12 protein-coding genes are annotated in these 14128 nt (G+C 72.1%); 7 read left to right on the top strand and 5 right to left on the bottom strand.

What is annotated here, in order from left to right:
• Positions 1-30 precede the first annotated feature (30 nt).
• Together ACFWUQ_RS19645 and ybaK are read left to right on the top strand one after the other, a co-directional pair.
• Positions 31-768, top strand: a complete 738-nt coding sequence (locus ACFWUQ_RS19645; RefSeq protein WP_384539370.1) for an LON peptidase substrate-binding domain-containing protein — start codon at positions 31-33, stop codon at positions 766-768.
• A 7-nt stretch (positions 769-775) separates the two neighbouring features.
• Positions 776-1270 (top strand): Cys-tRNA(Pro) deacylase, encoded by a 495-nt coding sequence (ybaK, locus tag ACFWUQ_RS19640; RefSeq protein ID WP_384539368.1) that lies wholly within the window; start codon positions 776-778, stop codon positions 1268-1270.
• Between the two features lie 18 nt (positions 1271-1288).
• Here the strand turns inward: ybaK and ACFWUQ_RS19635 are convergent, their stop codons facing one another.
• The 4 genes from ACFWUQ_RS19635 to ACFWUQ_RS19620 all read right to left on the bottom strand — a co-directional run bounded on the left by ACFWUQ_RS19635 (position 1289) and on the right by ACFWUQ_RS19620 (position 5169).
• Entirely contained in the window at positions 1289-1936 is a 648-nt protein-coding gene (locus tag ACFWUQ_RS19635; protein WP_384539366.1) for a hypothetical protein, read from the bottom strand.
• A gap of 34 nt (positions 1937-1970) precedes the next feature.
• Positions 1971-2765, bottom strand: coding sequence for an ABC transporter permease (locus ACFWUQ_RS19630; protein WP_384539429.1), 795 nt, complete (start codon positions 2763-2765; stop codon positions 1971-1973).
• Complete coding sequence (locus ACFWUQ_RS19625) at positions 2759-3733, bottom strand: ABC transporter ATP-binding protein (RefSeq protein ID WP_384539428.1); 975 nt, start codon at positions 3731-3733, stop codon at positions 2759-2761. The genes ACFWUQ_RS19630 and ACFWUQ_RS19625 overlap by 7 nt, the downstream gene beginning before the upstream one ends.
• Positions 3734-3837: 104 nt before the next feature.
• The gene (locus tag ACFWUQ_RS19620) at positions 3838-5169 is read right to left on the bottom strand and encodes an NYN domain-containing protein (RefSeq protein WP_384539363.1); all 1332 of its coding nucleotides are present in this window, start codon (positions 5167-5169) and stop codon (positions 3838-3840) included.
• A gap of 210 nt (positions 5170-5379) precedes the next feature.
• Here ACFWUQ_RS19620 and ACFWUQ_RS19615 point away from each other — a divergent pair, with 210 nt between their 5' ends.
• Positions 5380-5544 carry a hypothetical protein gene (locus tag ACFWUQ_RS19615; RefSeq protein WP_384539361.1) on the top strand — a complete coding sequence of 55 codons (165 nt, stop codon included), beginning with the start codon at positions 5380-5382 and terminating at the stop codon, positions 5542-5544.
• A gap of 80 nt (positions 5545-5624) precedes the next feature.
• Here ACFWUQ_RS19615 and dnaE read toward each other — a convergent pair whose 3' ends face one another.
• On the bottom strand, positions 5625-9167 hold the full coding sequence (dnaE, locus tag ACFWUQ_RS19610; protein ID WP_384539359.1) for a DNA polymerase III subunit alpha: 3543 nt from the start codon (positions 9165-9167) through the stop codon (positions 5625-5627).
• Positions 9168-9345: 178 nt separating this feature from the next.
• Between dnaE and ACFWUQ_RS19605 the strand changes: the two genes are divergently transcribed.
• The 4 genes from ACFWUQ_RS19605 (at position 9346) to ACFWUQ_RS19590 (ending at position 14029) form a co-directional block, all read left to right on the top strand.
• Positions 9346-10671: a DUF2252 domain-containing protein gene (locus tag ACFWUQ_RS19605; protein ID WP_384539356.1), complete on the top strand. Its 1326-nt coding sequence runs from the start codon at positions 9346-9348 to the stop codon at positions 10669-10671.
• 36 nt (positions 10672-10707) lie between these two features.
• The gene (locus ACFWUQ_RS19600; protein ID WP_384539354.1) at positions 10708-11397 is read left to right on the top strand and encodes a hypothetical protein; all 690 of its coding nucleotides are present in this window, start codon (positions 10708-10710) and stop codon (positions 11395-11397) included.
• Positions 11398-11442: 45 nt separating this feature from the next.
• On the top strand, positions 11443-12237 hold the full coding sequence (locus ACFWUQ_RS19595) for a DsbA family protein (RefSeq protein ID WP_384539351.1): 795 nt from the start codon (positions 11443-11445) through the stop codon (positions 12235-12237).
• A gap of 130 nt (positions 12238-12367) precedes the next feature.
• Complete coding sequence (locus ACFWUQ_RS19590) at positions 12368-14029, top strand: alkaline phosphatase D family protein (RefSeq protein WP_384539350.1); 1662 nt, start codon at positions 12368-12370, stop codon at positions 14027-14029.
• The last annotated feature ends 99 nt before the right edge of the window (positions 14030-14128 follow it).

The raw sequence follows: 14128 nt of genomic DNA, 5'->3' as shown, positions 1-14128 counted from the left end.
GCCGGCGCCGGGGCTATTACCCTGTGCCTCGTGACCACCGTTCGCCTGCCCCTCTTCCCCCTGAACTCGGTGCTGTTCCCGGGGCTCGTCCTCCCGCTGAACATCTTCGAGGAGCGTTATCGCGCCATGATGCGCGAGCTGCTGAAGACGGGCGAGGACGAGCCGCGGCGTTTCGCGGTCGTCGCGATCCGCGACGGGCGGGAGGCCGCGCCGACGGCGCCCGGCCTGCCGGACCAGACGGCCCTGCCGGAGCGCGGCCCCGCCGCGGGCTTCGGCGCCGATCCGATCCAGGCGTTCCACCGGATGGGGTGCGTCGCGGACGCGGCCACCGTCCGGGAGCGGGAGGACGGCAGCTTCGAGGTGCTCGCGACCGGGACGACCCGGGTCCGGCTGCTGTCGGTCGACTCCTCGGGCCCCTTCCTGACCGCCGAGCTGGAGGAGATCCCCGAGGACGCGGGGGAGGGCGCGGGCGCGCTGGCGGAGGGCGTCCTGCGGGCCTTCCGCAGCTACCAGAAGCGGCTGGCGGGGGCGCGTGAGCGGTCCCTGACGGGTGTGGAGCTCCCCGACGAGCCGTCGGTGGTCTCGTACCTGGTGGCCGCGGCGGCGGTGCTGGACATCCCGGCGAAGCAGCGGCTGCTGCAGGCGCCGGACACGGCCACCCGGTTGGCGGAGGAGTTGAAGCTGCTGCGTGCGGAGACGGCCGTGATCCGCCACCTGCCCTCCCTGCCGGCGGTGGACCTGACCCGCGCCCCGACGAGCCCCAACTGAGGGCGCGGTGGCGAAGAGGTCCAAGCAGGCGGCCGGCACCCCGGCGATCGTCGCCCTGACGGCGGCGGGAGTGGCGTTCACCACGCACGCGTACGCGCACGACCCGGCGCATCCCTCCTACGGGGAGGAGGCGGCGCAGGCGCTCGGCGTCCCGCCCGAGCGGGTCTTCAAGACGCTCGTCGCGGACGTGGACGGTGTCCTGACGGTGGCGGTGGTGCCGGTCTCCGGCTCGCTGGACCTGAAGGCGCTGGCGACGGCGGTCGGCGGCAAGCGGGCCGCGATGGCCGACCCGGCGCTCGCGGAACGCGCCACGGGCTACGTCCGCGGCGGCATCTCGCCGCTGGGGCAGCGCAAGCGGCTGCGCACCGTGCTCGACGCGTCGGCCTCGGAGCACGCCACGATCTGCTGTTCGGCGGGGCGCCGGGGCCTGGAGGTCGAGCTGGCGCCGGCGGACCTGGCGGCCCTGACGGGCGCCGTCCTCGCGCCCGTCGCCCGCCCCTAGGCCGGGGCCCCGTACGACTCAGGAGGAGGGCTGCGGCCCGACCTCGTCGGCGTGGAGGGGCGGCGGCGGGCCGGCGGCGACCCACTCGGGCACGGGCTCCGGCTCTCGCGGCGACCACAGGGCCGTCAGCCCCAGGTGCAGGGCCACGGCCACCATCGGCCAGGCGAGCAGCACCCCGTGCGCCAGCAGTTGGAGCGGCGCCTCGAACGGCACGCCCTTGCCGGCCTTGAGCGCGGAGGCCGCGAGGTCGGAGGAGGGCCCCAGCCACAGGCCGAGCCGCCATCCCACCAGGGCGGCGAACACCGACCCGACGCCGAGTCCGACCACCAGCGGCACACCGCCCGTGCGGCGCCACAGGAACACCGCGATGGCGCTCAGCACCCCCAGCCCCGTCGCGAGCAGGAAGAACGTCCCGTCGGCGCCGATCCGCGCCTCGCTCTCCGTGCTCCGCAGGAACACGGCCTGCCCGTTGGAGACGTACTGCGCCCGGGGCGCCAGCCAGGCCCAGAGCAGCCCGAGGAGCACTCCGGCCACGCCGACCACCAGGGCCACGGCGGCCCCGTCCCGGATGTCCTGCGCGGTGACGACCGGGGCGGCGTCACCGGGCTTCCCGGGCGGGAGCGACGGCGGGTCGAACGGGGACGGCGGGGTCACGGCTTCGGTCACCCCCACATCGTGCCAGGTGTGCCCGCGGCCGGCGTCAGCGGACCGCCGCCCGCCGGTACGCCCAGGTCGCGAGTGCCAGCGAGAGCACGCCGACGCCGGCGCACACGCCGAGGTCGACCGCGACGGCCGCCCAGTCCGGATCGGCGGCGAAGGTGCGCGCGAACGCCTCCACCCCGTACGTCGAGGGCAGCAGGTCCCGCGTCCACACGATCACCTCCGGCATCCGCTCCGGCGGCAGCACCCCGAGCAGCAGGGCCGCCGACATGCCGAGCTGCCCGGCCAGCGTGGCCAGTTCCTGCCGGGGCGCCAGCAGGCCCAGCGCCGCGCCGAGCCCGGCCAGCGCGGCCCCGGCCAGCGGCACCACGGCGGCGAGGATCCACAGCCCGCCCAGCGGGAGCCCGAAGAGCACGCACCCGAAGACGGCGGTGACCAGGGTTCCGGGCAGGGTGAAGGAGGCGTACGCGGCGGCCGCGCCCAGCACCACCGAGGCGGGCGGCACCGGCAGGGTCGCGTAGTGGTCGAGTCCGCCTCCCGCCCGCAGCTGTCCGAAGTACTGCGCGAGCAGGTTGAGCGCCACGAAGGCCACGACGAGCACCGAGGACCCGGCGACCACGGCCCGGGCCTCCGAGCCGCCGTCCACCACTCCCCGCATCAGGACCATGATCCCGACGGACTGGAAGGTGGCCACGAAGAGCAGCGGGATCCGCGCCACCCGGGCCCGCGAGAGCTGCGCCCGGTAGACGGCGGCGAGCGCGGGGAAGAACCGCGCCCTCGGCGCCAGTTCCGCGGGGGTGCGGGCTGCGCCCGCGACGGCGGCGGTCGTCACGATTTGACCAGGCCCTTCATCCGCCCGCCGAGCGCCAGGTATACGTCCTCCAGGCTCGGCGTGGCCAGCGTGAAATCGTCGAGGGCGGCGAAGGCCGGCCCCCCGGTGACCGCGGCGACCGCGGCGCGGGCGTCCTGCGGCGCGAGCCGCAGCACCCAGCGGCGCCCCGACTCGGCGGCCAGCGGGGCGAGCGCCGCGACCTCGGGCACCTCCATCGGTGCGGCGGAGCGCCAGACCAGTTCCAGCCGGACCTCGCCCGACACCTTGGCCTTCAGTCCGGCCGGGGTGTCGCAGGCGATGACCTTGCCCTGGTCGATGACGGCGACCCGGTCGAGGACCGTCTCGGCCTCGATGACGTTGTGGGTGACGAGCAGGACCGTGGCCCCGTGCCGGGCGCGCCGCCGGTCCACGGCCGACCACACGGCGCGGCGGGCCACCGGGTCCATGCCGGTGGTGGGCTCGTCGAGGACCAGGACGGGCCGTTCGCCCACCAGGGCGGCGGCGAAGCAGGCCAGCCGGCGCTGCCCGCCGGAGAGTTTCTTCAGGGGCCGCCCGGCGATCGCGGTCAGCCCGAGTTCCTCCAGTACGGCGTCGCGTTCCGCCCGTGCCCGGCGGGCGCCCAGTCCGCGCAGCCGCCCGGTGGTCTCGGCGGCCAGGGCCACCGTGAGCTCGTCCAGGGCGGTGGACTCCTGGCCCAGGTAGGCGAGGAGCCGCGCCGCGCGCTCGGGGTGGCGTACGAGGTCGTGGCCGAGGAGGGTCACGGCGCCGGCGTCGGGGCGCAGCAGTCCGGTGAGCTGGCGGACCAGGGTGGACTTGCCGGCGCCGTTGGGGCCGAGCAGGCCGAAGATCTCGCCGCGCCGGACGTCCAGGCAGATCCCGTCGGTGGCGCGGGTCTCGGGCAGGGCGGGGGCCCCGCGCCGTCCGCGTACCGCCGGATAGGTCTTGACCAGGTCACGCACCGCGCAGACCACGTCGCCGGAGGCCGCGTCGGAGGCCGCGTCCGCGGTCGTCGCCGCGGTGTGCTGCCCTCGCGGCGGTCCCGCCTGTGCTGTGCCCGTACTCACGAGGGAGCAGCCTACGGGGTTCCGGCCCCCACCCGGCCCCCGGGGTCGCCGGGGTCGGCCGGGTGCCCGGCCGGGGCTCCTGGGGCCGGGGCGGGTACGGCGCCCACGTGCTCGGCGGCCGCGCGGACGTCGATCTCGCGCCAGAAACCGGCCCGGATGGCGTACCGGTCGTGCTCGTCGATCTGGTCGTCCTTGTGCGCGAGCAGCCCGAACCGGGCGGCATAGCGCAGCAGCTCCCCGTCGATCCGGTGCGGGATGCGGGGGTACATCGTGGCGAGCTTCTGCAGGTGGGTGGTCTCGGGGAGCCGCTCCATCCAGCGCCGGGCGAACACCTGTCCCACCTCGAACGGGTCCCCGCCGACGGTGGTGATGTCCTCCTCCCGGTCCGCCCAGCGCTGCTCCGCGCTGGTGAGCTGGGCGAGGGTGGGCAGCGAGGCGGTCTCGGCGGGTTCGCCCAGGGGTCCGGCGCGGTCGATCCAGCCCTTGTCGGAGGACCAGCGCAGGGCGCTGCCGGCGGGGGGCTGGCCGGCGCCGTGCGTGCCCGGGGGCGGGGTCTGCTGCCCGGGGGCGCGCAGGGATCCGGCGAGGTCCTTGGGCGTGGGTACGGTGCGGCCCCCGCCGGCGGGGGCCGGGCCGGCCGCGGGGGGACCCTCCCTCTCGTCCTCCCCGGCGGCGGCGGAGCCGTTGCGGGCGGCTTCCGCGAGCGCCGCCTCGGGCAGCGGGGCGGAGAGGATGGCGGCGATGTCGGGGCGCGGGGCGGGCGGTGGGGAGCAGAGGCCGGTGAGGTCCTTCGCGCGGACGGCGCGGGTGATCCAGGTCCGGTCCAGGACCCGGCGCTCGTCGGCCTCCGCGACGAGGTCCTCGGACTGGTTGTAGTCCCCGTCGGCGGCCTGCACGGCCCACAGGTGGACGGCGACGCCGTGCTCCTTGGCGGACATCAGGCCGGGCAGCAGGTCGCCGTCGCCCGTCACCAGGACCACGTCGGAGCAGGCGCGGTTGCGGGCCAGCTCGGTGAGTTCGGCGTGCATGGCGGCGTCGACGCCCTTCTGCGCCCAGCGGCCGTCGCTGCGGGTCAGAGCGCCCAGCCGGACGGTGACGCGGGGCATGACGCGAAGCCGCCGGTGCTCGGGCTGCGGCACCCGGTCGGGTGCGCCGTCGAACCAGTAGATGCGCAGCAGGGGCTGCTCGGTGTCCGCCTCCGCCCGTTCGCGCAGACCCTGGATGAGGGCGGCGTGGTCGACGGTGATGCGGGAGCGCGAGGGCTCCCCTGCGAGAAGGCTCGCGGCGGCGCCCAGCAGGTAGCCGGCGTCCACCAGGACGACGCAGCGGTCCACGCGTTCCACCCTCTTCCGTGGGGGTCCTCTGGATGTTCCCCGAGTCTGCCCGACCGCACGGGCGTTGAGGTCAGGAACTCGATCATCGGCGTGGCGGATCTCACGGAGGGCGGGAAGCCGCCGTCCGCTACGCGCGGTAATGATCCAAAATGCGCGGTTTCTGGCGTTGTGTGAGTGTGAAGGCGGTCCTGGCCCCTAGACCCTCACGGAGGCTCCACCATGGCCAAGAACAAGAACCAGAAGCAGCCCTCGAAGCAGCAGGGCACGTCCGCGCAGGACGCCTCGCGCGGCTCCTCGGAGTCGTCGTTCGAGCAGGCCTCGCAGGCGCCGAGTCCGATGGACATGGCCCACAAGCGCAAGGAAAAGAAGTTCGGCCACAACTGACGCCCGCGTCCGCGGTGAGTGACGGAAGGGCCCGCCCGGGGATACCGGGCGGGCCCTTCCGTCATACGGCGGGGATGGTGTCAGCCGGCCAGGCAGGACGGCCCGAGCAGCACCTTGAGGTCGCCGAAGAGCGCCGGATCGGGCTGCACGCGGTGCTTGTCGAGGCGCAGCACGGTGGTGGTGCGGGGTCCCTGGAGCTTGATGCGCACCTCCGTGTTGCCCCGGTGGTGGCGCAGGATCTCGCCCAGCCGGGTCACCATCGGCGGGGTGACCTTGACGGTGGGGATGGTGAGGACCACGGGCGCGTTGGTGCCGGCTGAGGAGAGGTCGGGGACCATCATCTCCATCGCGACCAGGCGGGGGACGTCCTCGCGCTTGTCGAGGCGGCCCTTGACGAAGACGACGGTGTCCTCGACCAGCTGGGTGGAGACGAGCTGGTAGGTCGCGGGGAAGAACATGCACTCGATGGATCCGGCGAGGTCCTCGACGGTGGCGATGGCCCAGGCGTTGCCCTGCTTGGTCATCTTGCGCTGGAGGCCGGAGATGATGCCGCCGATGGTGACGACGGCGCCGTCGGCGTGCTCGCCGCCGGTGAGCTGGGAGATCCCGGCGTCGGTCTTGTCGGACAGGACGTGCTCCAGGCCGAAGAGCGGGTGGTCGGAGACGTAGAGCCCGAGCATCTCGCGCTCCTGCGCCAGCAGGTACGACTTCTCCCACTCGACGTCGGAGAACTCCACGTCGAGCCCGAAGCCGGGCTCGTCGCCCGCGCTCTCGTCGCCCATGCCGCCGAAGAGGTCGAACTGCCCCTCGGCCTCCTTGCGCTTGACCGCGACCACGTTGTCGATCATCGGCTCGTGGTGGGCGACCAGGCCCTTGCGGGTGTGGCCCATCTCGTCGAAGGCGCCGGCCTTGATCAGCGATTCGACGGTCCGCTTGTTGCAGACGACGGCCTCGACCTTGTCCAGGAAGTCGGGGAAGGAGGAGTACTTGCCCTTGGCCTTGCGGGTCTTGATGATCGATTCCACGACGTTCTGCCCGACGTTGCGCACGGCGGTGAGGCCGAAGAGGATCACGTCGTCGCCCTGGGCGGCGAAGTTCGGCTCCGACTCGTTCACGTTCGGCGGGAGGACCTTGATCCCCATCCGGCGGCACTCGTTCAGGTAGATCGCGGACTTGTCCTTGTCGTCCTTGACCGAGGTGAGCAGGCCGGCCATGTACTCGGCCGGGAAATTCGCCTTGAGGTAGGCGGTCCAGTACGAGACCAGGCCGTAGGCGGCCGAGTGCGCCTTGTTGAAGGCGTAGCCGGCGAAGGGGACCAGGACGTCCCACAGGGCCTTGATCGCCTGGTCGCTGAAGCCCTTCCTCTTGGCGCCCTCCTCGAAGATGACGAAGTTCTTCGCCAGCTCCTCCGGCTTCTTCTTGCCCATCACGCGGCGCAGGATGTCGGCCTCGCCGAGCGAGTACCCGGCGATGATCTGGGCGGCCTTCTGCACCTGCTCCTGGTAGACGATCAGCCCGTAGGTGACCGCGAGCACCTCTTCGAGGGGCCCTTCCAGCTCCGGGTGGATCGGGGTGATCTCCTGCTGCTTGTTCTTGCGCAGGGCGTAGTTCGTGTGCGAGTTCATGCCCATCGGGCCCGGCCGGTAGAGGGCCGAGACGGCGGAGATGTCCTCGAAGTTGTCCGGCTTCATCAGCCGCAGCAGGGACCGCATGGGCCCGCCGTCGAACTGGAAGACGCCGAGGGTGTCGCCCCGGCCGAGCAGTTCGAAGGTCTTGGGGTCGTCGAGCGGCAGGGCCAGGAGATCGATGTCGATCCCCTTGTTGGCCTTCACCATCTTGACGGCGTCGTCCATGATCGTCAGGTTGCGCAGGCCGAGGAAGTCCATCTTCAGCAGGCCGAGCGACTCGCAGCTCGGGTAGTCCCACTGGGTGATGGTGACGCCGTCGGTGTGGCGTACCCAGACGGGCACGTGGTCGGTGATCGTCTCGCTGGACATGATCACGCCGGCCGCGTGCACGCCCATCTGGCGGACCAGGCCCTCCACGCCGCGGGCGGTGTCGATGACCTTCTTGACGTCCGGCTCGTTCTCGTACATCGAGCGGATCTCGCCGGCCTCGCTGTAGCGGGGGTGCGAGGGGTCGAGGATGCCGGAGAGCGGGATGCCCTTGCCGAGGACGTCGGCGGGCATGGCCTTGGTCAGGCGGTCGCCCATGGCGTACGGGTAGCCCAGCACGCGCGCGGAGTCCTTGATCGCGTTCTTGGCCTTGATGGTGCCGTAGGTGCCGATCATGGCGACCTTGTCGGCGCCGTACTTCTCGGTCACGTACCGGATCACCTCGACGCGCCTGCGCTCGTCGAAGTCGATGTCGACATCGGGCATGGAGACGCGCTCGGGGTTCAGGAAGCGCTCGAAGATCAGGCCGTGGGTGATGGGGTCGAGGTCGGTGATGCCCATGGCGTACGCCACGATCGAGCCGGCCGCGGAGCCTCGGCCCGGGCCCACCGCGATGCCCTGGTTCTTGGCCCACATGATGAAGTCGGCGACCACGAGGAAGTAGCCCGGGAAGCCCATCGAGATGATGGTGTCCATCTCGTACTCGGCCTGCTTCATCCGGTCCTCCGGGATGCCCCCGGGGTAGCGGCGGTGCATGCCGCGCATGGTCTCCTCGCGGAACCAGGTGACCTCGGTGTAGCCGTCCGGGATGTCGAACTTGGGCATCAGGTTCCGGAACTGGAACATGCCCTCCGTCTCGATCTGGTCGGCGACCAGCTTCGTGTTGGCGCAGCCCTGCTGCCAGGCGTCCGAGGAGTCGATGGCGTACATCTCGTCCGTGGACTTCAGGTAGTAGCCGGTGCCGTCGAAGCGGAAGCGGTCCGGGTCCGAGAGGTTCTTGCCCGTCTGGATGCAGAGCAGGGCGTCGTGGGCGCCGGCCTCGCTGGCGTACGTGTAGTGCGAGTCGTTCGTCACCAGCGGCGGGATGCCGAGCTTCCTGCCGATCTCCAGCAGCCCGTCGCGGACCCGGCGCTCGATCTCGATGCCGTGGTCCATCAGCTCCAGGAAGTAGCGCTCCTTGCCGAAGATGTCCTGGTAGTCGGAGGCGGCCTTGAGCGCCTCGTCGAACTGGCCGAGGCGCAGCCGGGTCTGGAGCTCGCCGGAGGGGCAGCCGGTGGAGGCGATCAGGCCCTCCGACCACTTGCTGATGGTCTCCCTGTCCATACGCGGCCACTTCGTGAGCCAGCCCTCGGCGTAGGCGTCGGAGGACAGCCGGAAGAGGTTGTGCAGGCCGGTGGCGTTCGCCGCCCAGATCGTCTTGTGCGTGTAGCCGCCGGAGCCGGAGACGTCGTCGCGCTTCTGGTGGGGCTGTCCCCACTGGATGCGCCGCTTGTTGCGCCGGGACTCGGGGGCGACGTACGCCTCGATGCCGATGATCGGCGTGATGCCGGCCTTCTGCGCCGTGTGGAAGAAGTCGTAGGCCCCGTGCAGGTTGCCGTGGTCGGACATGGCGATGTGCGTCATGCCCATCTCGTTGCACGCGTTGAACATGTCCTTCAGCCGCGCGGCACCGTCCAGCAGCGAGTACTGGGTGTGGACGTGCAGGTGCGTGAACGGCGGCTTGGTCACGGTGGCAGACCTCCGGCGGGGAGAGAGGGGGGCGGCCTCGAAGTCTACGACGCGCGGGTGACAGATCACGGGCACGCAGGGGTACGGTCATGCGTTGCACGACCAAGGACACCGTCCGGCCCCGCACGATCGAAAACCGGCCCACCCCGCACCCCCGCACCACCAGGAGGCATCCGCCATGGCGGTTCCCGAGACGACCGACGAGCAGCGCGCGGAGCAGATCCTCGACGTGTTCGACACCGCGTTCGGCGCGCTCCTCGCCGCCGACCCCGCGGCCTTCCAGGTCAAATTCCGGAAGATGGCGGCCTCCGCCTTCGCCTTCTACCGGGGCACCGCCTGCCTCTTCTACGCGGACCTGGAGCGGGAGCGCCACGGCGGCCCCTACCTGGACGAGCGGACGGGCCGGGTCTGGATCCACGGCGATCTCCACGCCGAGAACTTCGGCACCTACATGGACTCCCACGGCCGGCTGGTCTTCAATGTGAACGATTTCGACGAGGCCTACGTCGGCCCCTTCACCTGGGACCTCAAGCGGTTCGCGGCCTCCGTCGCCCTGATCGGCTACACGAAGGCGCTCAGCGACGACCAGATAAGCGAGCTGGTGCGGATCTACGCGGCCGCCTACCGCGAGCGGATCCACCGCCTGGCGGCCGGGGTCAAGTACGAGGAGGTGCCCTCCTTCACCCTGGACACCGCCGAGGGCCCGCTGCTGGGCGCGCTGCGCTCGGCCCGCGCGCGCACCCGCTTCGCGCTGCTGGACTCGATGACGGAGATACGCGACTACGAGCGCCGCTTCGCGCCCGGCGCGGGCACCATCGAGCTCGACGCCGCCACCCGCTACAAGGTGCTGGCCGCCTTCGACGGGTACCTGGAGACCCTGCCCGACGAGTCCCTGGTGCGGCCGGACTCCTACCGGGTCAAGGACGTGGTGGGCCGCCGGGGCGTCGGGATCGGCTCGGCGGGCCTGCCCTCGTACAACATCCTGCTGGAGGGCCACAGCGACGCCCTGGAGAACGACGTCGTGATCTACCTCAAGCAGGCGCAGACCCCGGCGGTCTCCCGGCACGTGACGGACCGGGCGGTGCGGGACTACTTCCACCACGAGGGGCACCGCACGGTGATCTCCCAGCGCGCGCTCCAGGCCCACGCCGACCCCTGGCTGGGCTGGACCGAGCTGGACGGGGCGGGCCAGCTGGTGGCGGAGGTCTCCCCCTACGCCGTGGACCTGGACTGGTCGGACCTGGACGAGCCGGAGGAGATCGCGGCGGTCGTCGCGGACCTGGGCCGGGCGACGGCGACGATGCACGGGGCCGCCGACGAGGACGAGAGCGGCCAGACGCTGGTCCCCTTCTCCACCGAGCGGGCCATCGACGCGGCCATCGCCGCCGACGAGGAGGGCTTCGCCGAGCTCCTCGTGGACTTCGCCCACGCCTACGGGGCCCGGGCCCGGGCGGACCACCAGATCTTCGTGGACCTGTTCCGCAACGGCCGCCTGACCCGGTAGCCCGCTTCCACAGGAAGGCATGGCAGACTCGCCGCGATGGACATATCAGGGGTGGGCCTCCGGGGGCTGCGGGCGGCGCTGTTCAGCGCGCTCGTCGTGCTGCTCTCGGCCGGCTCGCACGTCCTGATGTCCCGGGTGCCGCTGCCGCCCGCGATGATCGCCGGGGCCTTCGCCGGCGTGTTCGCGATCGCCTACGCGCTGGCGGGCCGCGAGCGGGGCTTCGGCCCCATCGCGGGACTGCTGGTGCCGCTGGAACTGGCGGCCGACACGCTGTTCACCGCCGGCCAGCACCTCTGCTACGGCCCCGCGGGCGGTCCCGTCTCGGGCCCGTTGCGCGCGATGGGCCTGGACGCGCTGTGCGGCGGCAATCCGGTGGGCGGGCCGCTCACCGAAGTGGCCGGACCGGCCTCCGACCCGGCCGCGCTGCTGGCCGCGCCCGGCGTGTGGACGCCCTGGCTGCTGCTCGGCGCGCACGTCTCGGTCGGGCTGCTGGCCGCCGGGTGGCTGCGCCGCGGCGAGCGGGCCCTGGGCCGGCTGCTGCGGGCGGTGGCCGGCTTCGCGTTCCGGCCGCTGCGCCTGGCCGCGGCCTCGGCCTCGCCCGCTCCCGGTCCCGCGCGGCGGCCCCTGCGGCCGCGCGTTCCGGGCCCGGGGGCCCGTACGCGATTCCCCGCACACTCCGTGGGACGGCGGGGACCGCCCGTGCGCGGCGCGCTCGCGAGCGCCTGAACCGCGCACGGTCCCTTCCTTCCGCACACTTCCACGGAGATCATCATGAGTTCACGCAACAGCCAGGCGAACAAGGCCGCGGCCCGCGAGCGGCTGCGCGCCGAGCGCGAGGCGCAGGCGAAGAAGGCCCGCGCACGCCGACAGGTACTGGTGGCCGCCGCGGTCGTCGGCGTCCTGGCCCTGGCCGGCGGCGTCGGCTACTTGGTCGTGCAGGCCAACCAGCCCGACCAGTGGGACAAGGCGGCCACGGCCGAGCTGGTCCAGCCGAAGAACACCACGGGCGAGAACGGCACCACGGTCGTCGTCGGCAAGGCCGAGGCGCCCAAGACCCTGGAGCTCTACGAGGACTCGCGCTGCCCGGCCTGCGCCTCCTTCGAGCAGGAGGTCGGCGAGCAGATCAAGAAGGACGTCGACGCCGGCAAGTTCAAGCTCCAGTACTTCGGCGCCACCTTCATCGACAACGCCGTCAAGGGCGAGGGCTCGAAGAACGCGCTGAGCGCGCTGGGCGCGGCGCTGAACGTCGGTCCGGACGCCTTCCTCGACTTCAAGGCCGCCCTGTACTCCAAGGAGCTGCACCCCGAGGAGAGCGTCGACAGCTTCGCGAAGGACGACTACCTGCTGAAGGTCGCGGACACGGTCCCGGCGCTGAAGGGCAACGCCGAGTTCAAGAAGGCGGTCGAGAACGGCACCTACGACCGGTGGGCGCTGGAGATGTCGAAGGCCTTCAACAAGTCCGGGGTGACGGGCACTCCGACCTTGAGGATGGACGGCAAGAAGATCGAGACCCCGGCGACGGCGCAGGCGTTCACCGAGGCTGTGGACAAGGCCCTCAAGGGCTGATCCCAGGCCAATCCCGGAACTGGTTTCCGGACACGGCGCGCCAACGGGCGGGCGAACTCCCGAAGTTCGCCCGCCCGTTGCTTTCCGATGACTGTTCCAGTGACCATACCCGCCAGTAATATGATCATCCGTGACCAGTCATCTCTCCTCCCTTTCGACCCAGGCGGCGCCCCGTCGCCGTACGGTCGTCCTCGCCGCGGCGGCCACGGCCGCGCTGGCCCCGCTCACCGCGCTGGGCGCCCCGGCGGCCCACGCGGCAACCGCCGCGCCCGCCTTCCTGCACGGCGTCGCCTCCGGCGACCCGCTGCCCGACGGGGTCCTGCTGTGGACCCGCGTCACCCCGACCGCCGAGGCCCTGCCGGGCTCCGGCGCCGGCCCCGCCGTCCAGGTGACCTGGGAGGTGGCCGGGGACAAGGCCTTCTCCCGGATCATCGCCACCGGCGCCGTCACGGCGAGCGCCGCCACCGACCACACCGTCAAGGTGGACGTCCGCGGCCTGAGCCCGCAGACGCCGTACTGGTACCGGTTCACCGCCGGCGCCACCGTCTCCCCCGTCGGCCGCACCCGGACCACCCCGGCGCACGAGGCCGCCACCCCCGGGGTCCGGTTCGGCGTGGTCTCCTGCGCCAACTGGGAGTCCGGCTACTTCTCCGCCTACCGCCACCTGGCCGCCCGCGCCGACCTGGACGCCGTCCTGCACCTGGGCGACTACATCTACGAGTACCAGACCGGGGGCTACCCGGAGGCCAAGTACGTCGTACGCCGGCACGAGCCCGAGCACGAGATCGTCTCGCTGGCGGACTACCGCACCCGGCACGGGAAGTACAAGACCGACGCCGACCTCCAAGCGCTGCACGCCGCGCACCCGGTCATCGCCATCTGGGACGACCACGAGTTCGCCGACGACACCTGGTCCGGCGGCGCCGACAACCACACCCCCGCCTCCGAGGGCGACTGGGCGGCCCGCGCGGCCGCCGCCAAGCAGGCGTACTTCGAGTGGATGCCCGTCCGCGCCTCCATCGCGGGCACCGTCTACCGGCGCCTGCGCTTCGGCACCCTCGCCGACCTGCACCTCCTCGACCTGCGCTCCTTCCGCTCGCAGCAGGTCAAGGCCGGCAGCGGCTCGGTCGACGACCCCGAGCGCACCCTCACCGGGCGGGCCCAGCTGGACTGGCTCAAGTCCGGGCTGGCGAACTCCACCGCGACGTGGAAGCTGGTCGGCACCTCGGTGATGATCTCGCCGGTGGCCTTCGCCTCCCTGCCCGCCCACCTGATGAAGCCGCTGGCGAAGCTGCTCGGCCTGCCGGAGGGCGGCATCGCGGTCAACGTGGACCAGTGGGACGGCTACACGGACGACCGCAAGGAGCTGCTGGGCCACCTGAAGGACCGGGGCGTCAAGAACACCGTGTTCCTCACCGGGGACATCCACATGGCGTGGGCGAACGAGGTCCCGGTGAACATGGCGACGTACCCGGGATCGGGCACGGCGGCCACCGAGTTCGTGGTGACCTCGGTGAGCTCGGACAACCTCGACGACATCCTGCGCGTGCCGGCCGACACGGCCTCGCTGGTCGCCGAGACGGCCGTCAAGAGCGCCAACTGGCATGTGAAGTGGCTGGACATGGACGCGCACGGGTACGGCGTCCTGGACGTGACGGCCGAGCGCTCCCAGATGGACTACTACGTCGTATCGGACAAGGCCCGGCAGGACGCCACAGCCGCGTGGGCGCGCTCCTACCGGACCCTGAACGGGACCCAGAAGGTGGAGCGGGCCAACCAACCGGTTCGCTGACAAACCGTCAAATCTGCGGTCCCGAGGGGCGTCTGGTTCAGACCAGGCGCCCCTTCGGCATCAGAAGCAACAAATCTTTTACGTAGGGATCTTGACCTG

The organism is Streptomyces sp. NPDC058662 (genome assembly GCF_042716255.1).
Taxonomy (GTDB): Bacteria; Actinomycetota; Actinomycetes; order Streptomycetales; family Streptomycetaceae; genus Streptomyces.
The sequence above is the reverse complement of the archived record's forward strand: the minus strand, read 5'-3'. Positions and strand labels throughout refer to the sequence as shown.

Bases quoted from the DNA above. Each gene is read 5' to 3' on its own strand.
- ACFWUQ_RS19615 (WP_384539361.1), top strand. From the start codon at position 5,380: ATGGCCAAGAACAAGAACCAGAAGCAGCCCTCGAAGCAGCAGGGCACG.
- ACFWUQ_RS19605 (WP_384539356.1), top strand. From the start codon at position 9,346: ATGGCGGTTCCCGAGACGACCGACGAGCAGCGCGCGGAGCAGATCCTC.
- ACFWUQ_RS19600 (WP_384539354.1), top strand. From the start codon at position 10,708: ATGGACATATCAGGGGTGGGCCTCCGGGGGCTGCGGGCGGCGCTGTTC.
- ACFWUQ_RS19595 (WP_384539351.1), top strand. From the start codon at position 11,443: ATGAGTTCACGCAACAGCCAGGCGAACAAGGCCGCGGCCCGCGAGCGG.